Origin of the sequence: Modestobacter versicolor (assembly GCF_041028285.1) — a bacterium.
Classification (GTDB): domain Bacteria; phylum Actinomycetota; class Actinomycetes; order Mycobacteriales; family Geodermatophilaceae; genus Modestobacter; species Modestobacter versicolor_A.
In genome coordinates, this window is record NZ_JABGDB010000001.1 from 897757 (window position 1) to 924315 (window position 26559).

General features: G+C 73.8%; 27 protein-coding genes. 8 read left to right on the forward strand and 19 right to left on the reverse strand.

What is annotated here, in order from left to right; all coding sequences use genetic code 11:
- Positions 1–76: 76 nt before the first annotated feature.
- From lipB to HL054_RS04545, 3 genes are read right to left on the reverse strand one after another with little or no spacing between them, the layout of a single operon-like run.
- Complete coding sequence (gene lipB / locus HL054_RS04535; RefSeq protein WP_369137577.1) at positions 77–715, reverse strand: lipoyl(octanoyl) transferase LipB; 639 nt, start codon at positions 713–715, stop codon at positions 77–79.
- A 40-nt stretch (positions 716–755) separates the two neighbouring features.
- Complete coding sequence (locus HL054_RS04540) at positions 756–1490, reverse strand: Type 1 glutamine amidotransferase-like domain-containing protein (protein WP_369137578.1); 735 nt, start codon at positions 1488–1490, stop codon at positions 756–758.
- Entirely contained in the window at positions 1490–2752 is a 1263-nt protein-coding gene (locus HL054_RS04545) for an NAD(P)/FAD-dependent oxidoreductase (RefSeq protein WP_369137579.1), read from the reverse strand. The genes HL054_RS04540 and HL054_RS04545 overlap by 1 nt, the downstream gene beginning before the upstream one ends.
- A 119-nt stretch (positions 2753–2871) precedes the next feature.
- On the opposite strand from HL054_RS04545, the gene HL054_RS04550 reads away from it, so the two are divergent.
- Positions 2872–4608: a serine/threonine-protein kinase gene (locus HL054_RS04550; protein ID WP_369137580.1), complete on the forward strand. Its 1737-nt coding sequence runs from the start codon at positions 2872–2874 to the stop codon at positions 4606–4608.
- A gap of 21 nt (positions 4609–4629) precedes the next feature.
- On the opposite strand, the gene HL054_RS04555 is transcribed toward HL054_RS04550, so the two are convergent.
- The 3 genes from HL054_RS04555 to lpdA form a co-directional block, all read right to left on the reverse strand.
- The gene (locus HL054_RS04555) at positions 4630–5535 is read right to left on the reverse strand and encodes a TIGR01777 family oxidoreductase (protein WP_369137581.1); all 906 of its coding nucleotides are present in this window, start codon (positions 5533–5535) and stop codon (positions 4630–4632) included.
- Between the two features lie 94 nt (positions 5536–5629).
- The gene (gene sucB, locus HL054_RS04560) at positions 5630–7525 is read right to left on the reverse strand and encodes a 2-oxoglutarate dehydrogenase, E2 component, dihydrolipoamide succinyltransferase (RefSeq protein ID WP_369137582.1); all 1896 of its coding nucleotides are present in this window, start codon (positions 7523–7525) and stop codon (positions 5630–5632) included.
- A gap of 62 nt (positions 7526–7587) precedes the next feature.
- Positions 7588–8967: a dihydrolipoyl dehydrogenase gene (lpdA, locus tag HL054_RS04565; protein WP_369137583.1), complete on the reverse strand. Its 1380-nt coding sequence runs from the start codon at positions 8965–8967 to the stop codon at positions 7588–7590.
- Positions 8968–9123: 156 nt separating this feature from the next.
- Here lpdA and HL054_RS04570 point away from each other — a divergent pair, with 156 nt between their 5' ends.
- Entirely contained in the window at positions 9124–9510 is a 387-nt protein-coding gene (locus HL054_RS04570; protein ID WP_369137584.1) for an oxidoreductase, read from the forward strand.
- 2 nt (positions 9511–9512) lie between these two features.
- Here HL054_RS04570 and HL054_RS04575 read toward each other — a convergent pair whose 3' ends face one another.
- Complete coding sequence (locus HL054_RS04575) at positions 9513–11030, reverse strand: leucyl aminopeptidase (RefSeq protein ID WP_369137585.1); 1518 nt, start codon at positions 11028–11030, stop codon at positions 9513–9515.
- Positions 11031–11113: 83 nt separating this feature from the next.
- On the opposite strand from HL054_RS04575, the gene gcvT reads away from it, so the two are divergent.
- Complete coding sequence (gene gcvT / locus HL054_RS04580; protein ID WP_369137587.1) at positions 11114–12274, forward strand: glycine cleavage system aminomethyltransferase GcvT; 1161 nt, start codon at positions 11114–11116, stop codon at positions 12272–12274.
- Positions 12275–12288: 14 nt separating this feature from the next.
- Here the strand turns inward: gcvT and HL054_RS04585 are convergent, their stop codons facing one another.
- Genes HL054_RS04585 through HL054_RS04595 form a run of 3 tightly spaced genes read right to left on the reverse strand, consistent with a single transcriptional unit; the run spans position 12289 to position 14006 of the window.
- On the reverse strand, positions 12289–13464 hold the full coding sequence (locus HL054_RS04585) for a YihY/virulence factor BrkB family protein (protein ID WP_369137589.1): 1176 nt from the start codon (positions 13462–13464) through the stop codon (positions 12289–12291).
- A gap of 27 nt (positions 13465–13491) precedes the next feature.
- Positions 13492–13764, reverse strand: a complete 273-nt coding sequence (locus tag HL054_RS04590) for a DUF4235 domain-containing protein (protein ID WP_369137590.1) — start codon at positions 13762–13764, stop codon at positions 13492–13494.
- Entirely contained in the window at positions 13761–14006 is a 246-nt protein-coding gene (locus tag HL054_RS04595; protein WP_369137591.1) for a DUF3618 domain-containing protein, read from the reverse strand. The genes HL054_RS04590 and HL054_RS04595 overlap by 4 nt, the downstream gene beginning before the upstream one ends.
- Before the next feature lie 184 nt (positions 14007–14190).
- Between HL054_RS04595 and HL054_RS04600 the strand changes: the two genes are divergently transcribed.
- A complete protein-coding gene (locus tag HL054_RS04600; protein WP_369137593.1) occupies positions 14191–14403 on the forward strand; it encodes a hypothetical protein in 213 nt (70 codons plus the stop codon).
- A gap of 39 nt (positions 14404–14442) precedes the next feature.
- Here HL054_RS04600 and HL054_RS04605 read toward each other — a convergent pair whose 3' ends face one another.
- Both HL054_RS04605 and HL054_RS04610 read right to left on the reverse strand, forming a co-directional pair.
- Entirely contained in the window at positions 14443–15426 is a 984-nt protein-coding gene (locus HL054_RS04605) for an aldo/keto reductase family protein (protein WP_369137594.1), read from the reverse strand.
- Between the two features lie 98 nt (positions 15427–15524).
- The gene (locus tag HL054_RS04610; RefSeq protein ID WP_369137595.1) at positions 15525–16133 is read right to left on the reverse strand and encodes a DUF3043 domain-containing protein; all 609 of its coding nucleotides are present in this window, start codon (positions 16131–16133) and stop codon (positions 15525–15527) included.
- Positions 16134–16352: 219 nt separating this feature from the next.
- On the opposite strand from HL054_RS04610, the gene HL054_RS04615 reads away from it, so the two are divergent.
- The gene (locus HL054_RS04615) at positions 16353–16709 is read left to right on the forward strand and encodes a HesB/IscA family protein (protein ID WP_369137596.1); all 357 of its coding nucleotides are present in this window, start codon (positions 16353–16355) and stop codon (positions 16707–16709) included.
- Positions 16710–16814: 105 nt separating this feature from the next.
- Here the strand turns inward: HL054_RS04615 and asnB are convergent, their stop codons facing one another.
- Genes asnB through HL054_RS04630 form a run of 3 tightly spaced genes read right to left on the reverse strand, consistent with a single transcriptional unit; the run spans position 16815 to position 19476 of the window.
- Positions 16815–18749 (reverse strand): asparagine synthase (glutamine-hydrolyzing), encoded by a 1935-nt coding sequence (asnB, locus tag HL054_RS04620; RefSeq protein WP_369137598.1) that lies wholly within the window; start codon positions 18747–18749, stop codon positions 16815–16817.
- A gap of 36 nt (positions 18750–18785) precedes the next feature.
- The gene (locus HL054_RS04625; RefSeq protein WP_369137599.1) at positions 18786–19121 is read right to left on the reverse strand and encodes a DUF3817 domain-containing protein; all 336 of its coding nucleotides are present in this window, start codon (positions 19119–19121) and stop codon (positions 18786–18788) included.
- Complete coding sequence (locus tag HL054_RS04630; RefSeq protein ID WP_369137601.1) at positions 19111–19476, reverse strand: metalloprotease; 366 nt, start codon at positions 19474–19476, stop codon at positions 19111–19113. The genes HL054_RS04625 and HL054_RS04630 overlap by 11 nt, the downstream gene beginning before the upstream one ends.
- Before the next feature lie 244 nt (positions 19477–19720).
- Between HL054_RS04630 and ctaC the strand changes: the two genes are divergently transcribed.
- Positions 19721–20629 carry an aa3-type cytochrome oxidase subunit II gene (ctaC, locus tag HL054_RS04635; protein WP_440347915.1) on the forward strand — a complete coding sequence of 303 codons (909 nt, stop codon included), beginning with the start codon at positions 19721–19723 and terminating at the stop codon, positions 20627–20629.
- Between the two features lie 33 nt (positions 20630–20662).
- Entirely contained in the window at positions 20663–21064 is a 402-nt protein-coding gene (locus HL054_RS04640) for a cytochrome c oxidase subunit 4 (protein ID WP_369137604.1), read from the forward strand.
- A 609-nt stretch (positions 21065–21673) separates the two neighbouring features.
- Here the strand turns inward: HL054_RS04640 and qcrB are convergent.
- The 4 genes from qcrB to ctaE are packed head-to-tail and all read right to left on the reverse strand — an operon-like array spanning position 21674 to position 25999.
- The gene (qcrB, locus tag HL054_RS04645) at positions 21674–23380 is read right to left on the reverse strand and encodes a cytochrome bc1 complex cytochrome b subunit (protein ID WP_369137605.1); all 1707 of its coding nucleotides are present in this window, start codon (positions 23378–23380) and stop codon (positions 21674–21676) included.
- Positions 23380–24498 (reverse strand): cytochrome bc1 complex Rieske iron-sulfur subunit, encoded by a 1119-nt coding sequence (qcrA, locus tag HL054_RS04650; protein WP_369137606.1) that lies wholly within the window; start codon positions 24496–24498, stop codon positions 23380–23382. Before qcrA ends, qcrB begins: the two co-directional genes overlap by 1 nt.
- Complete coding sequence (qcrC, locus tag HL054_RS04655) at positions 24495–25376, reverse strand: cytochrome bc1 complex diheme cytochrome c subunit (protein WP_369137607.1); 882 nt, start codon at positions 25374–25376, stop codon at positions 24495–24497. Before qcrC ends, qcrA begins: the two co-directional genes overlap by 4 nt.
- 8 nt (positions 25377–25384) lie before the next feature.
- Positions 25385–25999 (reverse strand): aa3-type cytochrome oxidase subunit III, encoded by a 615-nt coding sequence (ctaE, locus tag HL054_RS04660; protein ID WP_369137609.1) that lies wholly within the window; start codon positions 25997–25999, stop codon positions 25385–25387.
- 134 nt (positions 26000–26133) lie between these two features.
- Here ctaE and HL054_RS04665 point away from each other — a divergent pair, with 134 nt between their 5' ends.
- A complete protein-coding gene (locus HL054_RS04665; protein WP_369137610.1) occupies positions 26134–26556 on the forward strand; it encodes a hypothetical protein in 423 nt (140 codons plus the stop codon).
- The last annotated feature ends 3 nt before the right edge of the window (positions 26557–26559 follow it).

A 26559-nucleotide genomic window follows, 5' to 3' on the forward strand; every position in this document is an offset into this window, starting at 1 on the left:
GCCCCCCACCACTCGCGAGCTCGCGGCGGGCCCTGCGAGGGGGCCGGCGGACCCGGTGCCTGCCTGGGGACCGTGGTCAGGCGGGGACGGCGGTGAGGACCTCGCGCATCGCGGCCTCGACGGCGTCGATCACCTCGGCGACCGGGACGTCGCGGCCCAGCTCGGCGCTCAGCGAGGTGGCGCCGGCGTCGGGGATGCCGCACGGGACCATGTTGCTGAAGGCGGCCATGTCGGGGTCGCAGTTGAGCGCGAACCCGTGCATGGTCACGCCGCGGGCGACCCGGACGCCGATCGCGGCGACCTTGCGGTCCGGCCCGCGCTCGTCGGCGCGCACCCACACGCCGCTGCGCCCCTCCACCGCACCGGTCCCGAGGCCGACGCTGGCGCAGACCCCGATCAGCGCCTGCTCCATCCGCCGGACGTGCGCCACCACGTCGACCGGGTCGGCGAGCGCGACGATCGGGTAGCCGACGAGCTGCCCCGGTCCGTGCCAGGTGATCTTGCCGCCCCGGTCGACGTCGATCACCGGCGTGCCGTCGAAGGGCCGCTCGTGCGCCGCGGTGCGCTTGCCGGCGGTGTACACCGGCGGGTGCTCCAGCAGCAGCATCGTGTCCGGACCCGTGCCCGCGACGCGCGCCTCGTGCAACTCCCGCTGCCACGCCCAGGCGTCCTCGTAGGGGACCGTGCCCGCCCGCACCACTCGCAGTTCGCTCACGACCCGAGCCTATGCCTGCCGCGGGCGCCCGTCCCGCGTCTCACCGCAGCCGCCGGGGTTCCACCCGGGTCTCCACCGCTGTCCCGTCCGGGCCCCGGTCGACCCGGTAGGCGGCCTTGCCGGGGCGGTCGGCGACCGCCTCGACCAGCTCGGTGCCGCGGTAGACCAGCCCCACGCCGTCCTCGGTCGCGTGCCCCGGCGGCAGCGTGCCGTCGGCGACCAGCTGCCGGTACAGCGGGCGGCGCCGGGGCTCGGAGTCGTGGTGCACGCTGTTGCTGGACGGCAGCAGGGCCAGCCCGTCGGTGACCGGCCGCAGCTCCGGGCCGAAGCTGTCCGTGGTGCCGCCCGCGTGCCAGCACAGCGAGCCCGCCGACACCCCGCCGAGGACCACCCCGGCCTCCCAGACCTCGCGGAACAGCTCGTCCAGGCCGTGCACGCGCCAGACGGCGAGCAGGTTGGCGACGCTGCCGCCGCCGACCCAGACCACGTCCTGGGCGAGCAGGTGCGCCCGCAGGTCGGGGACGGTGGGCATCGGGAACAGGCTCAGGTGGGACACGTCGACGTCCCGGCCGGCGAAGGCGCCGTAGAAGCCGGCCACCCGCGCCGGGTCGTCGCCGGTGGCGGTGGCGAGGTGGCAGATCCGCGGCCGGGCCGGGCTGCCGGCGAGCTCGAACGCCAGGTCGAACACCGGTCCGGGCGACCAGTCGGTGGGCCCCCGCCCGCGGGAGTCGAAGCCGATGCTGGTGGCCAGCACCGTCGGTGCGCCGGCGGCCATCAGGCGGGCCTCGCATGGGTGGCGGGCGCGTCGGACCGGCTCAGCCGCCGGAGCACGGCGCGGGAGGTGCGCGCGCCGCTGGCCATCGCGCCCTGGATGGACGGGGTGTCCCGGTGGTCGCCGCAGACGAACAGGCCCCCGCCGAGGTCCACCGGCTGCCGGTGCTGCAACGGCGGGAGGGCCGCCGGCTGCGCGCCGGGGACCGTGACGCTGGTCAGGTGCTCGAGGTCGGCCCCGACCACGTCGTGCGCCCGGGCGATCTCGGCGCGCACGTCGGACTCACGGGTGGGTGCGAGCGTCGAGCTGGCGACCAGGGCCCGGCCGTCGGGGCTGTAGGCGGGCTGGGCGTCGGAGACCACCACCGTGTTGACCAGCCGGCCACCGGGGCCGCCCAGGACGATCAGCGGCGAGGGCCACGGCGAGGCCGGCAGCACGTGCAGGTGGGTGGTGACCTGCCGCGGGGCCGAGGCCTGGATGCCGGGCAGCAGCGCTCCCGCGGTGTCCGGGTCGGTGGCCACGACGACCGCGTCCGCGGTGGTCCTGCCGGTGGCGGTGGTGACCGAGCCCCCGTCGACCGCGGTCACCCGGGTGCCCAGGTGCACGGTCCCGGCCGGCAGCCGTCCGGCCAGCTGCTCGCCGACCGACTGCATCCCCGCGGCCGGCAGCCCGACCCGGCCCCGGACGAAGCTCCGCCAGACCAGGTCGAGGTACCGGCTGGAGGTCGCCAGCCGGTCCTCGAGCAGCACGCCGGCCAGGAACGGGCGGAGGAACGTCTGCAGCGCCCTCTTCCCGACCCCGGCGGAACGCAGGTGCTCCTCCGCGGAGCGTTCCTCGGCCCGGAGCAGCCGGTCGACCGGGGCGTAGCCGGCCCGGGCGGAGAAGGCGCCCAGCGCGGCCAGCCGGTGCGGGCCGCCCAGTGGGGTGGCCAGCGTGCCCGGCAGCGTGGCGGGGTGCTGGCGCGGGTCGACGAACCGGTGCGCGCGGCCGTCGACGCGGACGACGGCGCCGGTCCAGAACCAGCCGAGGTCCAGCGCCGGGAGGTCGAGGTCGGCGGGGACGCGGGGGTAGCCGGTGTTAAGCACCTGGAAGCCGCGGTCGACCAGGAACCCGTCGACGCGCGAGGTCGTGAGCCGGCCGCCGGGGTGGTCGGCCGCGTCGACCAGGTGCACGTCGCGTCCGGCGGCGGCCAGCCGGGTGGCGGCGGAGAGCCCGGCGAGGCCGGCGCCGACCACGACGACCTCGACGCGGGGAGGCAGGGACATGGCCTGAACCTAGGCGCTGGCGCCGCCGGCCGTCCGCGTGTGCCCGGGGGTTGTGGACGGGCCCGTGACCTGTGGACGACGGCGGCGGCCCGGTCCCGGTCCGCTCTACGGTCCCCGGCATGCCTGCGCTGCCCGGCCGTCCCGCCGCCCCCGTCGTGCCCGGCCACGTGCTGGAGGAGCTGCTCGGCCGGGGCGGGTCTGGGCAGGTGTGGCGGGCGCGGCCGCGCAACGGTGGGCCGCCGGTCGCGGTGAAGGTGCTGGTGCGGGGTGACGCGGCCCGCCAGGAGCGGGAGGCCGCGCTGCTGGCCGAGCTCGACCACCCCCACCTGGTCCGGTTGCTGGACGTGGTCCGGCACGAGGTGCGGGGCGGTCCCGCCGAGGTGGCGCTGGTGCTGGAGCTGCTGACCGGCGGCAGCCTGGCGGCGCTGCTCGCCCGGCGGGGGCGGCTCCGGCCCGGTGAGGTCGTCACCACCGTGGCGCCGGTCGCCGCTGCGCTCGCGCACGCACACGACCGGGGCGTCGTGCACGGGGACCTCTCGCCGGGGAACGTGGTGTTCACCGGGGAGGGGCGCCCGGTGCTCACCGACCTCGGCACCGCTCGGCTGGTGGGGGACACCGGACGGGCCGAGGTGACGCCGGCCTACGTCGACCCCGTGGTGGCCCGGGGTGGGGCACCGGGACCGGCCTCGGACGTCTTCGGCGTCGCCGCAGCCGCCTTCCACGCCCTCACCGGCATCGCGCCGTGGAACGCGGCGGACCCCCGGGGCACGCTGGCGGTGGCCGCCGCCGGGGAGGTCCCCGACCTCGCCCTGCTTGCGCCCGAGGCGCCCGCGGAACTGGTGCGGGTGATCCGCCGCGGGATGTCGCCCGAGCCGCACCAACGGGGGTCGGCCGCCGCCTTCGCCCTCGACCTGCGGCACGCCTGCCGACCGGAACCGGTGCGGCTGCCGGTGGTCGGCGTGCCCGACGCCGAGCTCGGGCTGACCGGCCGCGGGCCGCGCACCGAGCTGACCCACCAGGTGCCCGGCCGGCGGCCCCGGGCGGCGCACGCCGCACCGCCCCGGCCCTCGCGGCTGGGCCGACTCCGGGCGGGTGTGGCCCTCCGCGTCCCTGCGCTCGCCGAGGACGGGCTGGGGGGCCGGCTGCGGGGCACCGTGCGGCGGGCCGTGGTGGTGGTCGGGGTGCTGGTGGCGGTCGCGGCCGGGCTGGCCGGTGCGGCGTGGGTGGGCGCGGCCTGGGCCGGGCAACCGACGGACGCCGTGCCGGTGGCCGACGCGCGCAGCGCGCCGGTCGACCCGCAGCCCGGGCCCGAGACGGGTGCCGCCTCCGCAGCTGATACCGAGGCCGGGGCGGCGACCGCGAACGATCGGACGGGCCCCGAACCGGTCCCCGGAGCCAGTCCGGCTGCCACCGAGACCACCGGCCCGCTGGCCGACGCACCGGCCCCACCACCGGACGACGCCGGCTGGGCGGCCCTGCTCACCGAGCTCTACGACCGGCGCGCTGCCGCCTTCGCCGCGGCTGACCCCGCAGCGCTGACCGGCGTGCACGCCCCCGGCAGCCCGCTGCTCGACCGGGACGCAGCGGCCCTGGCCGCCCTCCGGGACGGCGGCCGGGTCCTGACCGGGTTCGCCCCACGGGTGCAGGAGGCGCACGCCGTCGCCCCCGTGGCGGGGGACCGGGTGGAGCTCCGGGCGGTCGACGAGCTGCCCGGCTACGCCGTGGTCGACCGGGACGACCCGGTCGCCGGCCCGGTGGAGGAGGTCCCCGGTCGCGGGACGGCGACGGTCCGCCTCGAGCTGGTGCGGACCGGCGTCGGCTGGCGGATCAGCGACGCCGAGGTGCTGGGACCGTGACCCTCAGGTCGAGGTCCAGGGTCAGTCCTTCGCCAGGACGGCCTGCAGCGCCGCGGACAGGCCGGTGTGGGTGTGTGAGAACCCCGCCTCCTGCAGCACGCGCGGCACGGCCCGCTGCCCGGACAGCAGCGCGACCCGACCGAGCTCGCCGAGGCCGATCCGCAGCACCGGGGCCGGGACGGCCAGGACGGCTGGTCGGTGCACCGCCGCGGCGAGGGCGGCGGTGAAGTCGGCGTTGGTGGCCGGTTGCGGCGCGGTGAGGTTCACCGGTCCGGACACCGGGGCGGTGAGCAGGTACACGATCGCGTCGACCTCGTCGCGCAGGCTGATCCACGGCATGTACTGCCGGCCGGCCCCCAGCTTCCCGCCGAGCCCCAGCCGGAACAGCGGCAGCAACCGGCCGAGCAGCCCCCCGCGGGCGAGCACGAGCCCGGTGCGCAGGGTCGCGACCCGGACGCCGGCTGCGACGGCCGGCCCGGTCGCGGCCTCCCACTCGACGCAGACCCGTGCCAGGAAGTCCTCGCCGGCCGGGGCGGTCTCCTCGACGACCTGGTCGCCGGTGTCGCCGTACCAGCCGACCGCGGAGGCCGACAGCAGCACCCGGTCCCGTCCCGGGGCCGCGGCGACGGCCTGGGCCAGGGCCCGGCTGACCGTTCTCGTGCTGTCGACGCGGCTGGCGAGCACCTCGCGCTTGCGGGCAGCCGTCCAGGGCCGGTCGGCCACGCCCACCCCGGCCAGGTTCACCACCGCGTCGACGTCGTCGAACAGGCCCGGCGGGATGCGGTCGTGGGCGGGCTCCCAGCGGTGCTCGTCGGCGGTGCGGGGCGTGCGCCGCACCAGCCGCAGCACCTCGTGGCCCTCCGCCTGCAGGGTCGTGACCAGCTCGGAACCGATCAGTCCGGAGGAGCCGGTGACGGCGACCTTCAACGAGTGCTCCCTCGGTCGGTGCGCGGGCCGCGCACCGGCGGGGTACGCAGACGGCGGAGGGCCCCAGCCGAAGCCAGGGCCCTCCGTCGGCGGGTCAGGACAGGCCGAGCTCGCCGTGGAACTGACCGGCCTCCAGCCGCTCCCGCACCGTGGTGAGGAAGCGGGCGGCGTCGGCGCCGTCGACGATCCGGTGGTCGTAGGTCAGGGCCAGGTAGACCATCGACCGGACCGCGATGACCTCGCCGAGGTCGGGGTCCTGCACGACGACCGGGCGCTTGACGACCGACCCGACACCCAGGATGGCCACCTGCGGCTGGTTGATGATCGGGGTGTCGAACAGTGCGCCCCGGCTGCCGGTGTTGGTCAGCGTGAAGGTGCCGCCACCGAGCTCGTCGGGGGTGACCTTGTTGGAGCGCGTGCGCTCCGCGAGGTCGGCGATCTTGCGGGCGATCCCGGCGATGCTGAGGTCGCCGGCGCCCTGGATCACCGGCACGAGCAGCCCGCGCTCGGTGTCGACGGCGATGCCCAGGTTCTCGGCATCGTGGTAGGTGACCGTGCCGGCCGCCATGTCCACCGAGGAGTTCACCGACGGGTGCGCCTTCAGCGCCTCGACGGCAGCCTTCGCGAAGAAGGGCAGGAACGACAGCTTGACGCCCTCACGGGCGGCGAAGTCGGTCTTGACCTGGTCGCGCAGCTTGGCGATCCGGGTGACGTCGGCCTCGACGACGGTCGTGAGCTGTGCGCTGATCTCCAGCGACTCCACCATCCGCTTGGCGATGACCGTGCGGAGCCGCGACATCTTCTCCGTGCGCCCGCGCAGCGCGGAGTCCGGCTGGGCGGCCGGGGACGGGGTGCGCGAGGACGACGCCGCCGGTGCCGCGGACGCCGCAGCGGGGGCCGGAGCCGCCTGCTGGGCCTTCTCGGCGGCGGCCATCACGTCCTGCTTGCGGATCCGGCCCCCGACGCCGGTGCCTTCGACCGTGCTGAGGTCGACGCCCTGGTCGGCGGCGAGCCGACGGACCAGCGGGGTCACGTAGGCCCCGGCGCCGTCACCGGCGGGGGCAGCCGCCGGTGCGGAGGGGGCGACCGCCTCGGCGGGCGAGGGCTGGTCGGTGGGCGACTGGGTGGGCATCGCGCCGCTGGAGCCGTAGTCGGCACCGGGCTGGCCGGTGTCGGTGGTGGCCTGCACCGGGGTCGGCTGGGCCTCCTGCGGAGCCGGCGCGGGCGCCTCCTCCGCGGGGGCGGCGGACTGCCCCTGCGTCTCGGCCGGTGCTGCCTCGGCCGGCGCAGCGTCGGCCTGCGGGGCCGAGCCGGACGAGTCGCCGGAGCCGCCACCGGCGGCACCGATCACGGCGAGCTCGGCGCCGACCTCGACGGTCTCGTCCTCGTTGACCGAGATGGACAGCAGGGTGCCCGACACCGGCGAGGGGATCTCGGTGTCCACCTTGTCGGTGGAGACCTCGAGCAGCGGCTCGTCGGCGGACACCTCGTCACCGACGGCCTTCAGCCAGCGGGTGACGGTGCCCTCGGTGACGCTCTCGCCCAGGGCCGGCATGGTCACCTTCGTGCCCTCGCCGCCACCGGAGCCGCCGCCGGACCCACCGGCGGAGCCGCCGGAGTCGCCCGAGGCGGCGGGAGCCGGCGCCTCCTGGGCAGGAGCCTCCTGGGCCGGGGCCTCCTGCGCCGGCGGCTCTTCGGCCGGGGCCTCCTGAGCGGGGGCCTCCTGTGCCGGGGCAGCGCCGTCGCCGCCGGCGTCGCCGCCGATGACGGCGAGCTCGGCACCGACCTCGACGGTCTCGTCCTCCGCCACGACGATCTTGGTCAGCACGCCCGCCGCGGGGGAGGGGATCTCGGTGTCGACCTTGTCGGTGGAGACCTCGAGGAGCGGCTCGTCGACCTCGACCTGGTCACCCTCCTGCTTCAGCCATCGGGTGACCGTGCCCTCGGTGACGCTCTCGCCCAGGGCGGGCATGGTGACGGACGTCGGCATCGAAGGCAGGTCTCCTCAGGTCGGGGTGGCGGTGCTGGGGGCGGTACGGGGGTGCGGGTGGATCAGGTGTGCGCGTGCAGCGGCTTGCCGGCCAGCACCAGGGCGGCCTCGCCGAGGGCCTCGCTCAGCGTGGGGTGCGGGTGGATCAGCTGGGCGACCTCCTCGGGCAGGGCCTCCCAGTTGTAGACGAGCTGGGCCTCGGCGACCATGTCGCCGACCCGGCTGCCCACCATGTGCACGCCCACCACGGCGCCGTCCTTCGCGCGGATGAGCTTGACGGCGCCGGCGGTCTTGAGGATCGCCGCGCGGCCGTTGCCCGCCAGGTCGTAGGTGGCGACCTCGATCTCGCCGTACTTCTCCTTGGCCTGGGCCTCGGTCAGGCCGACCGAGGCGACCTCGGGCTCGGAGTAGGTGACGCGGGGGACGCCGGCGTAGTCGATCGGCACGACCGGCAGCCCGGCGAGGCGCTCGGCGACGAGGATGCCCTCGCCGAACCCGACGTGGGCCAGCTGCAGGGTCGGCACCAGGTCACCGACGGCGGAGATGGTCGGCACGTTGGTCTGCATGTACTCGTCGACGAGGACGTACCCGCGGTCCATCGCGACGCCGGCCTCCTCGTAGCCCAGGCCCTGGCTCACCGGGCCGCGGCCGACGGCGACGAGCACCAGCTCCGCCTCGAACTCCTTGCCGTTCTCCAGGGCGACCTTCACGCCGTCGGCGGTGGTCTGCACGCTGGCGACGCGGCTGCCCAGCGCGAAGTCGATCTTGCGACGGCGGAAGGCGCGCTCCAGCAGCTTGGACGACGACTCGTCCTCCAGCGGGACCAGGTGCGGCAGGCCCTCGACGATGGTCACGTCGACGCCGAAGGACTTCCAGGCGCTGGCGAACTCGCAGCCGATGACGCCGCCGCCGAGGATGATCGCCGAGCTCGGGACGCGGTCCAGCTTGAGCGCGTGGTCGCTGGTGATGACCCGGGTGCCGTCGATCTCGATGCCGGGCAGCGAGCGGGCGTAGGACCCGGTGGCCAGCAGCACGTGCTTGCCCTCGTATCGGGTGCCGTCGACCTCGACCGCGGTGGGGGAGACCAGCCGGCCCTCGCCCTGGACGGTGGTGATGCCGCGGCTCTTGATCAGGCCCTGCAGGCCCTTGAAGTTCTTCGAGATGACGCCGTCCTTGTAGGCGTTCACCCCGTCCATGTCGATGCCCGACAGGGTCGACTTGACGCCGAACTGCTCGCCCTCGCGGGCGTTGTCGGCCACCTCGGCGGTGTGCAGCAGCGCCTTGGTCGGGATGCAGCCGCGGTGCAGGCAGGTGCCGCCCACCTTGTCGCGCTCGATCAGGACGACGGACATGTCGAGCTCCGCGGCCCGCAGCGCGGCGGCGTAGCCACCGGAGCCACCACCGAGGATGACCAGGTCAGCGGGGGTGGTCGGTGCGCTCACGAGTGCTCCTCAAGTGCTGGGTGGCCCGGGATCTCCCGGGCGCGGCGATCCTGCGCGTGCCCATCCTGCCACTCCCGGGAACGGCGCGTCCGGATGCTCCGTTGCTGTCGCTGGAGCGTCGCGGAGAACCCGCGGCCGGAGTGACGGGATCGTGACATGGGGCTGTTCGATCGGCTGCGCGGGCGTCGCGCCCGGGGTGGTGCAGGGGGCGACCGGCGCGGGACGCTGGACCGCGCGTCCGGGTCCGCCGACCTCGCCCACCTGGAGCAGTTCGTGGCGACCCGGCGCGGGGTCGAGGGCTACGTCGAGCCGCGCACCGCGGTCACCGAGACCACCATCCTGCTGGTCGCCGCCGACGGGGAGTGGACCCGGCGGCGCATCGACGGGCCCGACGTGGCCCGGAAGCTGTCCCGCGACCTGACCGTCCCCGTCTACGACGCACAGGTCACCGGCTACCCGCAGCGGATGCGCGACTGGAACAAGGACCACCCTGCCCCGCACGACTCGCAAGCTCGCCGCGGGCCCCTGCAGGATGGCCGCTGACGTCAGCCGGCGTCCGCGATGAGCGCCTCGATGGTGGCCAGCAGGGTCCGCACCGGGACGCCGGTCCCGCCCTTGGGCGTGTAGCCCCACGGCGAGCCGGTGTTGTACGCCGGACCGGCCACGTCGATGTGGGCCCACGGCAGGCCGGCCGGCACGAACTCGGCCAGGAAGTGCCCGCCGACGAGCATCCCGCCCATCCGGTCGGCGTTGGCGTTGACCAGGTCGGCGATCGGGGAGTCCAGGCCGCGGCGCAGCTCCGGCGGCAGCGGCATCGCCCACATCGGCTCGCCGCTGCGCGCGCTGGCCGTGACGACGGCGTCCCGCAGCTCCTCGGTGCCCATCACCCCGGCCGTGCGGGTGCCCAGCGCGACCAGCTGGGCGCCGGTCAGCGTGGAGGTCTCCAGCAGGTGGGCGGGGGAGTCCTCGACGGCGCGGCAGATGGCGTCGGCGAGCACGACCCGGCCCTCCGCGTCGGTGTTGGTGATCTCCGCCTTGCGGCCGTTGCGGAAGGTCACCACGTCGGCCGGCCGGTACGCGGTGCCGCTGGGCATGTTCTCCGCGATCGGCACCGTGGCGGTGACGTCGACCGGCAGGCCCAGCTCGGCGACCAGGCAGACGGTCGCGATCACCGCGGCCGCGCCGGACATGTCGCTCTTCATGTCCTCCATGTGCAGCGCCGGCTTGATCGAGATGCCGCCGCTGTCGAAGGTGATGCCCTTGCCCACCAGCGCGACGCTGGTCACCGCCTTCTTGCCCCGGTACTCCAGCCGCAGCAACCGCGGCCCGCGGGCGGACCCGGCGCCGACGGCCAGGATGCCGCCGTACCCACCGGCGGCCAGCGCCTTCTCGTCCAGCACCTCAACGGAGAGCCCGGCCTTCTTGCCGGCCGCCGCGCCGCGGGCGGCGAGCTCGGCGGGGTACAGGTCGTTCGGCGGGGTGTTGACCAGGTCGCGGACCAGCGTGACCGCGTCGGCGACCGCGCGCACCCGGGCCAGCGGGGCCTTCGCGGCACCCGCGTCGGGGACGACGAGCTCGAAGGAGGCCGGCGGTGCGGGCCGGGAGGCCGGCAGGTCGGACTTGTAGGCGGTGAACTCGTACGCCCCGAGCAGGGAGCCCTCGCCGACCGCGTGCAGCCGCTCGGCGTCCGGCGTCCCCCCGACGGCGGCCAGCAGCGAGACGACGGCGCGGCGGCCGGTCAGCGCCCGGCTGGCGGCACCGGCGGCGCGTCGCACGGCCTCCGGGGCGTACCCGACACCGGCGCGAGGAGCGCCCAGCCCGGCCACGGCGACCACCGGGAACGGGCCCTGGCCGAAGGTGGGCAGCTTGGTGACCTCGTCCTCTGCGCCGGTGGCCCCGAGGTCGGCGAGCGCGGCCAGCAGCCGTCCGCCCAGCAGCCGGTCGACGGCGTCCGCGCCAGGCGTGGTGAGGAGCCCGGCGGGGCCCTTCCCCACGCCGACGACGACGGCGTCGGCGGAGAGCTTCTCGAGCGGGCGGTCGGTGGCGGAGACAGTCGGCGGCACGGGCCGATCTTAGGAACCCTCCTGCCCCCTACCGCTCGCAGGCTCGCGGCGGGCGCCTGCAGGAGGGCCGCTAGCGTGGCGGGGTGAGTGTGCTGACGTCCCCGCTGCACGACCGCCACGCCGCGGCCGGCGCCAAGTTCGCCGACTTCGGCGGCTGGTCCATGCCGATCGAGTACGCCGGCGGTGGGGTGCTGGCCGAGCACGTCGCGGTGCGCGAGGGGGTCGGCCTCTTCGACGTCTCGCACCTGGGGACGGCGACGGTCCGGGGACCCGGTGCCGCGGAGTTCCTGGACACCTGCCTGACCAACGACCTGCGGCGGATCGGTCCCGGGCAGGCGCAGTACACGCTGTGCTGCGTGCCCGACGGGGAGGACCGCGCCGGGGGAGTGGTGGACGACCTGGTCGTCTACCTGCACGGTCCCGACGACGTCCTGCTGGTGCCGAACGCGGCCAACGCCGCCGCGGTGCTGGACCGGCTCACGGCGGCGGCGCCGGCCGGGGTCACCGTCACCGACCGGCACACCGAGGTCGCCGTGCTGGCCCTGCAGGGGCCGCGCTCGGCGGAGGTGCTCGCCGCGGTGGGGCTGCCCGGCGAGCTGGGCTACATGTCCTTCGCCGAGACCCCGGGCAGCGGCGGCGACCAAGTCACCGTCTGCCGCACCGGCTACACCGGGGAGCACGGGTACGAGCTGCTGGTCGCCGCCGAGCGGGCCGGGGCGCTGTGGGACGCGCTGCTCGCCGCCGGTGAGCCCGAGCAGCTCCGCCCCTGCGGCCTGGGCGCCCGGGACACGCTGCGCACCGAGATGGGCTACCCGCTGCACGGCCACGAGCTGGGCCCGGACATCTCGCCGGTCCAGGCCCGCTCGGGCTGGGCGGTCGGCTGGGACAAGCCGGCGTTCTGGGGCCGGGAGGCGCTGCTCGCCGAGCGGGCCGCCGGACCGGCCCGCCGGCTGTGGGGCCTGCAGGCCCCCGGCCGGGGCATCCCGCGGCCGGGCATGGCCGTCCTCGGGCCGGACGGTGCGCCCGTGGGCGAGGTGACCAGCGGGACGTTCTCGCCGACGCTGCGCACCGGGATCGCGCTGGCCCTGCTCGACACCGCCACGGAGCCGGCCGAGGGCGACGAGCTCGCCGTCGACGTCCGCGGCCGCCCGCAGCCGGTCGTCGTCCGCCGTCCCCCGTTCGTGCCCTCGCACACGAAGGACCCCGTTCCCCCCACGCCTCGCACGCTCGACGCGGGCCCCTGAAGGGGCCACGAGAGCTACGCCTTCTGCTTGCTCTCCTTGGTGGGGGTCGGCGGGTCGGGCAGCTCGTCGGCCATGGTGGCGTCGCGCTGGCCCATCGGCTGGGGCTCGCCCTCGGTGGTGTCGTGCGCCGTCTGGTGCTCGGTCTCGGAGTTGATCTCCGCGCCCAGCAGCACCAGGAAGACGGTCAGCTGCAGCCAGAGCATCAGCACGATGACCCCGGCGATGGCGCCGTAGGTCTTGTCGTAGGAGCCGAAGTTGTTGACGTACAGGCTGAACAGCAGGCTGATCACGGCCCAGACGACGGTGACGACGACGGACCCGAGGCTGACCCAGCGGAACTTCGGCGCATCCCGGTCGGGGGCCACCCGGTAGAGCACCGACAGGGCGCCGGCCATCACCCCGAGCAGCAGCACCCAGCGGAGCACCTGGGCCAGGATGGTTCCGACCACGCCCAGCGGCAGCGCGTCCAGCACGACCGGGAACACCGCGATCAGCGCGATGGTGACCAGTACGAAGACGATCGCGCCGAGGGTCAGCCCGAGGGCCAGCGCCTTGCGCTTGACGAAACTGCGGGTCTCCACCTCGTCGTAGGCGAGGTTGACCGCGGTGATCAGGTTGCCGGTGCCGCCCGAGGCGCTCCACAGCGCCGCCGCGATCGAGACGAGCAGGCCGACCGTCAGCGCGCCGCCGCTGTTCTCCGTGATGGCGGTGAGCTGCTCGCTCAGCAGCGACTGCGCCTCGGCCGGCAGCTGGCCGGACAGCGACTCGATCTGCCGGGCCACCGTCTCGGGGGAGGCGACCAGCCCGTACAGCGAGATCGTGGCGATCAGCGCCGGGAAGAGGGCGAGGAAGGCGAAGAAGGCCACGCCGGCGCCGATGATCGGCATGTTGTCGGCGCTGTTCTCGGCCCAGGCCCGCTTGACGATCTGCACCCACCCGCGGGCCGGGATGTCGGTCGGCTTCTCGGCGTCGACGCCGGGCAGCTCGGCCTCGGAGGGCACCCGCTGGCGGGGCCGCTCGGCCTCGCGCTCGGCGGTGCGGACCGAGGTGGCCGACGACGCCCCGGTGTACGGCGCGGGGTCGTCGGCGCGGTCGTCGGCGACCCGCGCGGCGGCCCGGCGCTCGGCCTTCTCCTGCACCCGCTGCCGGATGCGGTCGACGGAGCTGCCCGGACGTCCGGTGGAGACCATGGGACTCGTCCTCTCGGGGTGCGTCGGTCAGTCGCCGGGCCAGGCGCCGGTCAGCTTGGTGAAGCCCCGCGCACCGCCCCGGCTGACGAGGGCCTTGACGACGGCGACGATCGCACCGCGCAGGGCGGAGGCGAGCAGGATCTCGCGCAGCCGGTACTCGCTCTGCATCGCGGTGGGGGCGTCGTCGGCGTGGGCCAGCTTCTTCCAGACCAGCTGGAACAGCGTCGCGGCGATCGAGCTCGCCACCAGGCTCCCGATCAGCCCGATCGGGCGGTAGGCGATCTTCGCGCCCTTGCTCATCGCTTCCTCCTCCAGACGACGACGCCCACCACCAGGGCGACGAGTGCGCCGGCCGCGCCGAGCACGGCGGGCGGGTTCTCCCGGTAGGTCTCCACCGCGGTGTCGCGGGCGCGCAGCACGCGCTCCCGGGCCCGGCTGGGGACGTCGAGGCGGGCGGCCAGCTCGTCGACGGTGGCGGCGAGCTGCTCGCGGGTGGCCTCGATCTCGGCGCGGATCGCGTCCGCGTCGTCGGGGCCGCTCACCGGGGCACGCCGGGGCAGGGGACGGGCTGGCTCATGGGTCCTCCGCGGGCTGGGGGGTCGGTGCGGGGGACGCGCCCGACCGTCGGTGCCATGCCCCGGTGTCCGGACCGGGTAAACCAAGATCGCGGGTGTCGCGGGGCGCTCGCCCGCGCCGTCCGGTGCCCGGCTCGCTAGCCTCGCCGCCATGAGCTGGACCTGGCAGCTGGAAGACGCCTCGGGCGCGCCCGTCGATCCCGCCACGCTCGGGGTGGAGGTGCCCGAGTGCGACAACCAGGGCGACGCGGAGTCCTGGCTGGGGGAGGTCTGGCGCGACCTGCTGGAGCAGGGCATCGCCACGGTCACGCTGCAGCAGGACGGCGTGCGGGTCTACGGCCCGATGGGCCTGGCGGCCACCTGAGACCGGGGCGGACGACGCGTCGTCCGCCCCGGTGGGGTCCTAGCCCCGCGAGGTCTTGGCGGGGTCGCGCTCGACGACGTCGCCGAGGACCTCGTCGATACGGGTGAGCACCTCGGCCGGCAGCTCGACGCCGGCCGCCGCCACGTTGTCGCGCACCTGCTCGGGGCGGCTCGCGCCGATGATCGCGGCGGCGACGTTCCGGTTCTGCAGCACCCACGCCAGCGCGAGCTGGGCCATCGTCAGGCCCACCTCCTGCGCCACGGGGGTGAGCTGCTGCACCCGGGTGAGGACGTCGTCGGTGAGGTAGCTCTTCATCGACCCGCCCACGGTGGCGTGGCCGCCGCGGCTGTCGGCCGGCGGCTGCTGGCCCGGCAGGTACTTGCCGGTCAGCACGCCCTGGGCGAGCGGGGACCAGACGATCTGGGAGATGCCCTCCTGCTCGCAGGTGGGCACCACCTCGGCCTCGATGACCCGCCACAGCATCGAGTACTGCGGCTGGTTGCTGACCAGCTGCACCTTGAGCTCGCGGGCGAGCTGCGCGGCCGCCGCGATCTCCTCCGCCCGCCACTCCGAGACGCCGATGTAGAGCACCTTGCCCTGCCGGACGAGGTCGGCGAAGGCGGTCATCGTCTCCTCCAGCGGCACCGAGGAGTCGTACCGGTGGGCCTGGTAGAGGTCGACGTAGTCGGTCTGCAGCCGCTGCAGCGAGGCGTTGCAGCTCTCGATGACGTGCTTGCGGGACAGCCCGCCGTCGTTGGCGCCGGGGCCGGTGGGCCAGTAGACCTTGGTGAAGATCTCCAGCCCCTCGCGGCGCTGACCGGCCAGCGCGCGGCCCAGCACCGACTCGGCCCGGGTGCCGGCGTAGACGTCGGCGGTGTCGAAGGTGGTGATCCCCACGTCCAGGGCGGCCCGCACGCAGGCGTGCGCGGCGTCCTCCTCGACCTGGCTGCCGTGGGTGAGCCAGTTGCCGTAGGCGATCTCGCTGATGTTCAGGCCGGAGCGGCCGAGGCGTCGTGTCTGCACGACCTGACGCTAGTCGTCAGCCAGGCTAACCACCGGCCGGCCCCGCTGCAGGGTCCCGCCGCGAGCTCGCGAGTGGTGGGGGGCAGCGGGGTCCTTCCTCAGACCTCGGTGCCGAGGTCGACCTGGGGCTTGGGGAAGCGCCACTTGCGGATCATGGTGGCCCGGCTGACGCCGTACCAGATCAGCGTGCGCATCGACTCCGGGTGGTCCGGGTGCCGCTCGTTGACGACCCGCTTGATCTTGCGGCCGAGCACGAACGAGTCGGCGATGATGACGACGAAGAAGGCGAACCAGACGAAGACCGTGTAGCTCTGCACCGCCGGGTTGGGGATGAAGTAGCCCAGCAGCACCAGCGCGGCCACGACCAGGAAGAAGCTGCCGGCGTTGCGGCGGGCGTCGACGAGGTCGCGGACCAGCTTGCGGCGGGGTCCCCGGTCGCGGGCGGGCAGCGAGCTCTCGTCGCCGCGGGCGGCGGCCTCGCGGGCGCTGCCGCGGCCGGCGGCCTGCTGCTCGCGCTGCCGCTTGTAGGCCTCCTTGCGGGTGGTCGGCGGCGGCGGGACCGGCCCGCTGCGCCGGGGCTGGGCCTCGCTGCGCTTCGGCGTCGGCCGGCCCTTGCCGCCCGCCGTCGCCAGCTGCGACGTGAGGTCGGTGTCGGGGTCCGGGGCCACGACGGTGGCGGGACGGCGGCCGGGGAGGCGGAGCTTCACGGGTCGGGAGTCTACGTGCCCGCCGGGGCCGCACGGTGCTGCTCCGGGGCCCGGTGTCCTCCCCTGGAGGGGTCCGCGTGCTCCCCTCCGGCGGTCCGGCGCCGTACAGTGGGAAGCAGCTCCGCCACGGCGGTGTTGGCCGTCAGTGTTCCGACCGGCGTGGGGTGCCCCTCCGCGACGGGTCGAGCAGGACACCCTCGAGTGTGGGAGGACCACAACATGACCGTGCAGGACACGCAGGCCCCCGGCGCCACCGGCGTCATCCTCAGTGACCCGGCCGCCCTGAAGGTGAAGACGCTGCTGGAGCAGGAGGGTCGCGACGACCTGCGGCTGCGGATCGCGGTGCAGCCCGGTGGCTGTTCCGGTCTCCGGTACCAGCTGTTCTTCGACGAGCGCTTCCTCGACGGCGACCAGACCTTCGAGTTCGGTGGCACCGAGGTCATCGTCGACCGGATGAGCATCCCGTACCTCAGCGGCGCGACGATCGACTTCGTCGACACCATCGAGAAGCAGGGCTTCACCATCGACAACCCGAACGCGGGCGGCTCGTGCGCCTGCGGCGACTCGTTCCACTGACGCAGCACCCGTCCTCACCCGGACGGGACTGACCCAGCGCACCGAGGCCCGGCACCCCCACCAGGGTTGCCGGGCCTCGTCGCGTCCGGGGGTGTCAGGCCCGGGTCACAGCCGGACCGGGTAGACGGGCTCGGGGATCTCCGGGTGGATCCGCTCCTCGACGAAGATGCCGTGCCAGACCATGAACACCAGCACCTCCCAGACCTGCCGGGCGATCCGCTTGCTGGGCACGTCCGCCTCGCGCAGCCGGTCCAGCAGACCGAGGACGTGGTCGCGGTCGAGCCACTCGTCGGTGCCGCTCGCGGTCACGATGTCGCGGGCCCACTGGTGCAGCGGACCGGCGAGGAAGTCCGCCGTCGGCACCGGGAAGCCCAGCTTGCGGCGGTTCATGATCGCCGGCGGCACGATCTGCCGCATCGCCTGGCGCAGCGCGTACTTGGTGGCGTCGCCCTTGCGGGGCACCCGCATCTCCAGCGGCAGCGTGCTGGCCAGCGCGAAGACCTCGGCGTCCAGGAAGGGCACCCGCAGCTCGAGCGAGTTGGCCATGGTGACCTTGTCCGCCTTGACCAGGATGTCGCCGCGCAGCCAGGTGAACAGGTCGACGTACTGCATGGCGGTGACGTCGTCGTACCCGGCCTCGCGGGTGAGCCGGTACAGGTCCTCGGTCACCTGGACGTGCGACAGGTCGGGGTCGCGGCCCGGCAGCAGGTCGGCCAGCTCGGCTGCGTTCAGGTTCCGGGCGTTGCCGTAGTAGCGCTCCTCGAGGGGGATGGAGGCCCGGCGCAGCAGGTCCTGGCCGCGGACCCCCTCGGGCACCAGCCGGGACAGCCGGCCCAGCGCCTGCCGTCCGACGGCGGGGAGCTTCGCGGCCCACGCCAGGCTCAGCGGCTCGCGGTAGATCGTGTAGCCGCCGAAGAGCTCGTCGGCGCCCTCGCCGGAGAGCACCACCTTGACGTGCTTGCGCGCCTCGCGGGCGACGAAGTACAGCGGCACCAGGGCCGGGTCGGCGACCGGGTCGTCCAGGTACCAGACGACCGTCGGGATGGCGTCGGCGAAGTCCTGCGCGGTCACCTCGACCGGGATGTGCCGCACGCCCAGGACGGCGGCGGACTCCGCGGCGATGTCGACCTCCGAGGTGGCCTCACGCTCGAATCCGACGGTGAAGGTGACCAGGTCCGAGTTGTACTTGTGGGCCAGCGCCGCGATCGCGGTGGAGTCGATGCCGCTGGACAGGAACGACCCGACCGTGACGTCGGCCCGCATGTGCTTGGCGACCGAGTCGTCGAGCACCGCGGCGATCCGGTCGAACAGCGCCTGCTCGCCACCCGGCGGGACCGGCTGCGGGCGGAAGGCGGGGTGGAACCAGCGCGTGGTGTGCAGCTCGCCGTCGGCGACGGTGAAGCTCGTGCCGCTCTCGATCCGCCGGATGCCCCGGTGCAGGGTCGCCGGCTCCGGCACGTACTGCAGCGTCAGGTAGTGCTGCAGCGAGGCCGGGTCCACGCCGCCGGCGCCGACCGTGCCGCCGAGCAGCTCGAGCAGGGCCTTCTTCTCCGAGCTGAAGACCAGGCCGCCGTCGGCGAGGCGGGCGGTGAACAGCGGCTTGATGCCGAACGCGTCGCGGGCGCCGAACGCCGTCCCGGTGAGGGTGTCCCAGATGACGAAGGCGAACATGCCCCGCAGCCGGGGGACGACGGCCTCGCCCCACAGGTGGTAGCCGGCGACGATCGCCTCGGTGTCGCCCTCGGTGGCGAAGGTGGCGCCGGCGGCCCGCAGCTCCTCGCGCAGCTCCAGGTAGTTGTAGATCTCGCCGTTGAACACGATCCGGTACCGGCCGTCGGCGTACGGCATCGGCTGCGGGCTGCCCTCGATGTCGATGAACGCCAGCCGGTTGAAGCCGAGGACGGCGTGCCGGTCCGACCACAGCTCACGGTCGTCGGGCCCGCGGTGCCGCAGGCAGCGCAGCGCGTGCTGCACCCCGGAGACCGTCTGCTCGTCGACCCGTTCGGCGTCGGTGGACAGGTAGGCGAGCAGTCCGCACATGCGGGGGGGTCTCCCGGGGTCAGGTGGGGCGGTCGGTCAGAGGGGCTGGCCGGCGCGGACCCGCGCCGTCACCCGGCGCTCGGCCCAGAAGGACACCAGCGGGACGACGCCGGCGAGCAGCACCAGCAGGGTGCCCTTGGCGGTGAACTTCGCGCGCAGCGCCAGGTCGAAGGCGGTGACCAGGTAGACGATGTACAGGAACCCGTGGACCGGCGACACGACGGCGGAGACCTCGGGGACGCCGGCGGCGTAGCGCAGCGGCACGGCCACGAAGACCAGGACCAGGAGCATCACGCCGACGACCCAGGCCATCACCCGGTAGCGGGTCAGCGCCGAGGCGGTGCGCGGCGCGAGCGTGGTGTCAGCGGCCACCGTTCACCTGCTGCCCGAGCGCCTTGGCGTTGAGCTCTGCGAGGTAGGCGTTGTAGGCGGCGAGCTCGGGGTCGCCGGTGGTGTCGATCCGCGGCCGCTGGTAGAGGACCACCGCGTTGCCGGGCTCGTCGTCGGCCGGGTCGCGCCGCCACTCGTCACGGACCATCCGGAGGTAGAAGCCCAGGCCCATGAAGCCGTACAGGGGCCACTGCAGGGCGTAGCTCCAGTTGACCGCGCCGCCGCCGTCCTCGGCCTTGCCCAGCTGCCAGGAGCCGAGGAAGAAGGTCATGACGAACAGCGCCGCGACCAGCAGGTGCATCAGCACCCAGCGCCAGGTCAGGAGGCGTCGGTACACGGCCCGACTGTAGCCGCCGGGCCCCGGCGGCCGCCGCCGTCCCGGGGCGCGAGCCGGGCCACACCTCGCCGCCGGGGGCCCTGGTCGGGCCGCCCGTCGCCGACCCGCCGGGCGGGTCCTCCCGCCCCCAGGACGACAGGCGGGGTCGGCTAGTCTCGGCCAGACTGTGGTCGGTGTGGCAGTGCCTGTCGGGCAACCGAGGAAGGCCCCGCCGGTGAGACCGCGTGGCACCGCCGCGCGGGGGATGAGGAGGCAGCGGGCAGTGGCTCGACGCAGCAAGCTGGCGAAGGTCGCCGGGCTCGGTCTCCTGGGGGCTCTGACGCTCAGCGGGTGCGACGCGCGCGGCAGTTGGCTCAGTTGGGGATGGCCCGAGGGCATCACCGACGAGGCCCACGCGATGCACGACCTGTGGATCGGCTCGACGATCACCGCGCTGGTCGTCGGTATCGCCGTGTGGATCCTGATCGCCTACGCCGCGATCCGGTACCGCAAGCGCAGGGACAGCGACGACTCGGAGCTGCCCCGGCAGACCGCGTACAACCTGCCGCTCGAGGTCGTCTACACGATCATCCCGTTCATCATCATCGCGGTCCTGTTCTTCTTCACCGTGAACACGCAGAACCAGGTGCAGGAGCGCAGCGACGAGCCCGACGTCACCGTCGCGGTCAACGCGTTCAAGTGGAACTGGCAGTTCGTCTACCCCGAGACCACCGACGACAACGGTGGTGAGCCGGTGTCGACCGTGGGCTCCAGCGACGAGGTCCCGATCCTCGTGCTGCCCACCGACCAGACCGTCCGCTTCGAGCTCGCCTCGGCCGACGTCATCCACTCGTTCTGGGTGCCCGAGTTCCTCTTCAAGCTCGACGTCATCCCGGGCAACGAGAACGGCCGCGACAACGTCTTCGAGGTGACCGTCCGCGAGGAGGGCGCCTTCGTCGGCCGGTGCGCCGAGCTGTGCGGCACCTACCACGCGTTCATGAACTTCGAGGTCCGCGCGGTGAGCGGCGACGACTTCGAGAGCTACCTGGCTGCCCGCGAGGACGGCCTGTCGACCTACGACGCGCTCGAGAGCATCGGCCAGCCGGGTGCCTCGACGTCCACCACGCCGTTCGAGGGCGAGCGCGAGCAGCAGGCCGCGGCCTCGGATGACTGACCAGACCACCCCGCAGCACCAGGAGGACCGGCCGTGAAGGTCGAAGCGCTCATCTTCAATCTGCTCGCGGTCTTCTGCGTCGTGGCCGCCGTCGTCTACGGCGTCTGGTCGAAGGAGCCGATCGGCACCACCGCGCTGGCCCTCTCCGGGGGCCTGACCGCGCTGATCGGCGGCTTCTTCTGGTTCGTCGCCCGGCGCATCGACGCCCGCCCCGAGGACAGCAAGGACGCCGAGATCGCCGACGGCGCCGGTGAGCTCGGCTTTTTCAGCCCGGCGAGCTACTGGCCCTTCGGGCTGGCGCTCTCCGCCGCGGTCATGGGCCTGGCCCTGGCGTTCTACTACCCCTGGTTGATCGGCATCGCCGGCGTTGCGCTGATCCTCACCATCGGTGGCCTGCTCTTCGAGTACTACGTCGGGCAGAACGCGCACAGCTGACCCCAGCACCCCACGCGACGACGGGGCCCCTCCCAGCCGGGAGGGGCCCCGTCGTGCGTCCGGCGGCGGTTCAGCAGGCTCGCCGGCGCCCGAGCGAACCGCCGCAGGCCGCCCGGGGCACGACGACGACAGCCAGGTCTCGGCCTCGTGCGGCAACAGGGACGGAGCGTCCCAGGGACGGAGCGTCCCAGGGCGGAGCCGTCCCAGGGCGGAGCCGTCCCAGGGCGGAGCCACGGTCGGGCAGCGCAACCTCCTGGCGGCTGAGCCGCGACGAGGGCGCGTCACGGGCCGGGGGCAGCACTCCACAGGGAGGGCAGGGTCCCGGCGCCGCAGGACCGGCCCCGGCCGGCGTACCCCGCGGCCACCGGCCACCGGACGGCAGGTACTGGGACCCACCTCGAGGGCCGCAACGGCCAGGTCATGACATCCCGGCGGCCGGGGTGCGGGCTGTGCGTCGCTCCGGCCCCCTCAGACGTGCGTGGACCGCCGTCGAAGGTGCGCCCCGGCGGGGTTGGACAGCAGCAGGGGAGCCGGCCCCCGGGAACACAGCAGGGGCCCCGGCGGACGATGCCGCCGGGGCCCCTGCTGGGTGGTGCTGGTCGCGCTGGGTCAGTCGCGCGGGTCCTGCGGTCGTCCGCCCTCGGAGGGCTTTCCGCCCTCGGAGGGACGGCCACCCTCGGCCGGGCGACCGGAGCCGGTGAGCTGCCGGGCAGCCTGCTCGGACTCCAGGCCACGGGCCTCGATCTCCGCCTGCCGCTGCACCTCGGCCGGGGACTCGATCGGCTTGAAGAAGCCCCGGACCGCGCGGCGGGCGCCACCGACCTGGTTCATCTTCTTGGGCACCGAGGCACCGCCGTAGGCCAGCTGCCCGTGGCCGTGCTCGTCGACCGGGCCCAGCGGCTGGTGGACCTCGATGAACTCACCGCTCGGCAGCCGGCGGATGACACCGGTCTCGATGCCGTGCTCGAGCACCTCGCGGTCGTGCCGCTCCAGGCCCAGGCAGATCCGGTACGTCGCCCAGTAGGCGATGGGGGGAAGCACCAGGAAGCCGATGCGGCCGAACCAGGTCATCGCGTTCAGGCTGATGTCGAACTTGTCGGCGATGAGGTCGTTGCCACCGGAGATCCACAGGACGACGTAGGCCGTGATGGCCATGGCGCCGATGGAGGTGCGCACCGGGACGTCGCGGGGACGCTGCAGCAGGTGGTGGCTGGCGGTGTCGCCGGTCAGCTTGCGCTCGAGGATCGGGTAGAGCGCGAGCGCACCGAACATCACGCCCGGGATGCCGAGGGCGCCCCAGAGCACCGGCGGGATGTGGTAGCCCCACAGCACGATCTCCCACGGCGGGAAGATGCGGGCGCCGCCGTCGACGAAGCCGATGTACCAGTCCGGCTGCGAGCCGGCGGTCACCTGGGCCGGGTTGTACGGACCGAGCAGCCAGATCGGGTTGATCTGCACCAGGCCACCGAGGGCGGCGCACAGACCGAACACGATGAACAGCAGCGCGGTCGCCTTGCCGGCGAAGGTCGGGAAGAGCCGGTGGCCGACCACGTTGTGCTCGGTCCGCCCCGCACCCGGGAACTGCGTGTGCTTCTGCTTCACCAGGATCAGCAGGTGCAGCGCGATGAGCGCCAGCAGGATCGCCGGGATGATCAGCACGTGCAGGATGTAGAGCCGGCCGATGATCAGCTCACCGGGGAAGTCGCCGCCGAAGACGGTGAAGTAGACCCAGGTGCCGATCACCGGGATGGAGAGGAAGACCGCGGAGAAGATCCGGAGTCCACCACCGGAGAGCAGGTCGTCGGGGAGGGTGTAGCCGGCGAAGCCCTCGAGCAGGGCCAGCACCAGCAGGCCGATGCCGATGAACCAGTTGGTCTCACGCGGGCGGCGGAACGCGCCGGTGAAGAAGATGCGGAGCAGGTGCACCACGATCGAGGCCACGAACAGCAGGGCGGCCCAGTGGTGCATCTGGCGGATCAGCAGCCCGCCGCGGACGTCGAAGGAGATGTCCAGCGTCGACTCGTAGGCCGCCGACATCTCGATGCCGCGCAGCGGTGCGTAGGAGCCGTCGTAGACGATCTCCCGCATCGAGGCGTCGTAGAAGAAGGTCAGGTACGTGCCCGACAGCAGCAGGACGATGAAGCTGTAGAGCGCGATCTCGCCGAGCAGGAACGACCAGTGGTCCGGGAAGACCTTGTTCAGGGTCCGGCGGACCGGCCCGGCGACGATCAGCCGATCGTCGACCTCGAAGGCCGCCTTGCCGGCGAGCGAGGTCGGCTGCCCGACCCGAGGACCGGGCACCGTGTTCGTGGCCATCAGCCGACTCTCCCCATGTTCCAGTAGGACGGTCCGACGGGCTCGGGGAAGTCCCCACGCGCGACGAAGTAGCCCTCATCATCCACGGTTATCGCGAGTTGGGGGAGCGAGCGGGTGGCCGGCCCGAACACGGGCTTTGCGCCGTCCGTCACGTCGAACTGCGACTGGTGGCACGGGCACAGGATCCGGCTGGTCTCCTGCTCGTACAGCGACACCGGGCACCCGGCGTGCGTGCAGATCTTCGAGTAGGCGACGTAGTCGCCGTAGCCGAAGTCCTCCTGGCCGGCGGGGATGCGGAGGGTCTCCAGCTGCTCGGGGCGCAGCCGGATGAGCATGACGGCCGCGTCGTAGGCCTTGTTGCCGCCCTCGACCGCGGGGAACACCGTCGCCAGCGAGCCGGGGGTCTGGTCGCCGGGGCGGACGGGCGTGCCGTCGTCACGGAGCATCCGCATGCCCTCGGCCCACGGGGTGGTGCCCAGCGGGTTGCCCTTGTTGGGGTCCTTGATGAAGCCGCCGAGGGGGGCCAGCAGCATCGCGCCGAACGCGGCACCCAGCAGGCCGAGGGCGCCCTTGAGCGCCTTGCGCCGGGGGAGCCCGGAGTTGTGCAGGCCGCTCATCAGCGTCGCGCCGGTGGTCACCCGGTCGAAGTGCGAGCCGTCGTGCTTGTCCTGCACCGCGGTCTCGTGCGGCAGCAGCTTCTTGACGTAGAGGACCAGGCCGATGCCGATCGCGATCATCGAGGCGCCGAAGGTCAGGCCCAGCAGCGGGGTGTAGATGCTGCTCCAGGTGCTGCCGCCGACCGTCCACTCCCAGTCGGGGAGGAACCAGCCCGAGCCGGCGTAGATGACGACGAACGCGAGCGCGAAGAGCGCGGCCAGCAGGAACCAGTTGGTGACCAGCCGGGTGTTCTTCTTCTCCAGCGCCGACCCGACCGGTGCGGCCGGCTCGACGTGCAGGACCTCGACGCCGTCGTAGCGGGCACCGAGCCGGTCCAGCTCGGTGCGGTCCATCGCCGCGAGCTGCTCGGGGGTGTAGTCGTCGTCCGGGCCGCCGTGCAGCTGGCCGGGCTCGTCCGCGCCGCCGCCGGAGCCCGGGCGGTCGGAGTGGGTGGTGGTCACGCCTTGGTCCCCATCCAGAAGATCCCGAACAGCAGGGCGCCGATGCCGACGACCCAGATGACCAGGCCCTCGGCGACCGGGCCGACGCGGCCGATGCTGGCGCCGCCGGGGTCGGCCTGCGTCTTGATGGTCTGCACGTAGTTGATGATCGCGCGCTTCTCGTCCGGGCTCAGCTGGTTGTCACCGAAGACCGGCATGTTCTCCGGCCCGGACAGCATCGCCGTGTAGATCGTCATGTCGTTGGCCTCCTCGAGCGAGGGGGCCCGCTTGCCGGAGGACAGGGCGCCACCGGCACCGGCGAAGTTGTGGCACTGGGCGCAGTTCAGCCGGAACAGCTCGCCGCCCTCGGCGAGGTCGCCGGCGCGCAGGTCGCCCGAGGGGAGGGTGGGGCCGCCACCGTTCTCCTGGATGTAGGCCATCAGCTGCTCGATCTGCTCCTCGGAGAAGATCGGCGGGCGCTCGGCGGCCTGGGCCTCCTGGCGGACCAGCGGCATGCGGCCGGTGTGCACCTGGAAGTACACCGAGGCCTCGCCCACCCCGATGAGCGAGGGGCCGCGGTCGGTGACGCCCTCGAGGTTGGAGCCGTGGCAGGTGATGCAGCTGCGGGTGTAGAGCTCCCGGCCGGCCTCGACGGCGTTGGACGGGTTGCCCGTGGCGTCGTCGGCAGCGCTCGCGCCCGGGGCCAGGGCGGAGTAGCCGACCCCGGTGAGCACGAGCGCGGCCATCAGGCCGGCGACGTTGGCCAGGCGGCGGCGCTGCTTGGAACGACGGCGCGCCCGGGCTGCGGCGGCGGGGGAGCCGGCTGCCGGACGGCGGCGCAGCAACCCGCGACGGCCCCCCTCGGGGGCAGCGACGGAGTCGGCATTCGGAGTGGACACCCGGTTCCCTACTTGATCAGGTAGATCGTGATGAAGAGACCGACCCACACGACGTCGACGAAGTGCCAGTAGTACGACACGACGATCGCCGAGGTCGCCTGGGCAGGCGTGAAGCGGCCCATCGTGGACCGGATGAGCACGAAGACGAAGGCGATGAGGCCGCCGATGACGTGCAGCGCGTGGAAGCCGGTGGTCAGGTAGAAGACCGACCCGTACGACGACGACGCGATCGTCGTCCCGTGCTCGGTGACCAGGGTGCGGTACTCGAAGGCCTGACCCAGCACGAACACCAGGCCCATCACGAAGGTGATGGTGAACCAGCGCCGCAGCCCGTAGACGTTGCCGATCTCCGCGGCGAAGACGCCGTACTGACAGGTGACCGAGGAGAGCACCAGGATCAGCGTGAAGAACAACGCGTACGGGACGTTCAGCTCGGTGGGCTCGGGCGGCCAACCGTCGGTGGCTCGCGCGCGCGCGGTGAAGTACATGGCGAACAGGCCGGCGAAGAACATCAGCTCACTGGCGAGCCAGACGATCGTGCCGACGCTGACCATGTTCGGTCGGGTCAGGGAGTGCACCCGCGAGGTGTCGAAGGTGCTGCTCGCCACGGGGGCCGTTGTCACGGGCCCATCATGGCATCGGGACGGCCGTCCCACGACGTGGGGTCCGCGGGCGTGGCGCACCCCTCCGGGGCCACCGGACGACGCGGTGCGACGCACCGCTCACGCCGGTCGCGCGGAGCACTAGGCTCCGCCGGGTGAGCGTCGACGCCGCACCGGCCACCGTGCTGGTCTTCAGCCAGCGGGCCGAGGTCCGCACCGCCGTCCGCACCGCCCTGGGGCTCTCGCCGGCGCCCGGGGTGGGGCCGCTGTCCTACGTCGAGTGCGCGACCGGTGACGAGGTCGTCGCCGCCGTCGACGCCGGCGGCATCGACCTGTGCGTGCTGGACGGCGAGGCGCAGCCGACCGGCGGGATGGGCATCAGCCGCCAGCTCAAGTACGAGATCGCCGACTGCCCCGCGCTGGTCGTGCTGATCGCGCGGCAGGCCGACCGCTGGTTGGCCCACTGGTCGCTGGCCGACGCCACCCTGGCCTACCCCGTCGACCCGCTGGTGGCGGCCGACGTGGTGGCGGGTCTGCTCCGCGAGCGTCTCGCGCAGCGCCCCGCCGTCCGCCGCTGACCG

Excerpts from the sequence above, each read along its gene's own strand:
- qcrB (WP_369137605.1), bottom strand. The coding sequence starts at position 23,380 with ATGGCCACGAACACGGTGCCCGGTCCTCGGGTCGGGCAGCCGACCTCG.
- HL054_RS04600 (WP_369137593.1), top strand. The coding sequence starts at position 14,191 with ATGAGCTGGACCTGGCAGCTGGAAGACGCCTCGGGCGCGCCCGTCGAT.
- HL054_RS04570 (WP_369137584.1), top strand. The coding sequence starts at position 9,124 with ATGGGGCTGTTCGATCGGCTGCGCGGGCGTCGCGCCCGGGGTGGTGCA.
- HL054_RS04545 (WP_369137579.1), bottom strand. The coding sequence starts at position 2,752 with ATGTCCCTGCCTCCCCGCGTCGAGGTCGTCGTGGTCGGCGCCGGCCTC.
- HL054_RS04590 (WP_369137590.1), bottom strand. The coding sequence starts at position 13,764 with ATGAGCAAGGGCGCGAAGATCGCCTACCGCCCGATCGGGCTGATCGGG.
- HL054_RS04585 (WP_369137589.1), bottom strand. The coding sequence starts at position 13,464 with ATGGTCTCCACCGGACGTCCGGGCAGCTCCGTCGACCGCATCCGGCAG.
- HL054_RS04540 (WP_369137578.1), bottom strand. The coding sequence starts at position 1,490 with ATGGCCGCCGGCGCACCGACGGTGCTGGCCACCAGCATCGGCTTCGAC.
- sucB (WP_369137582.1), bottom strand. The coding sequence starts at position 7,525 with ATGCCGACGTCCGTCACCATGCCCGCCCTGGGCGAGAGCGTCACCGAG.
- HL054_RS04550 (WP_369137580.1), top strand. The coding sequence starts at position 2,872 with ATGCCTGCGCTGCCCGGCCGTCCCGCCGCCCCCGTCGTGCCCGGCCAC.
- ctaC (WP_440347915.1), top strand. The coding sequence starts at position 19,721 with ATGAGGAGGCAGCGGGCAGTGGCTCGACGCAGCAAGCTGGCGAAGGTC.
- asnB (WP_369137598.1), bottom strand. The coding sequence starts at position 18,749 with ATGTGCGGACTGCTCGCCTACCTGTCCACCGACGCCGAACGGGTCGAC.
- HL054_RS04615 (WP_369137596.1), top strand. The coding sequence starts at position 16,353 with ATGACCGTGCAGGACACGCAGGCCCCCGGCGCCACCGGCGTCATCCTC.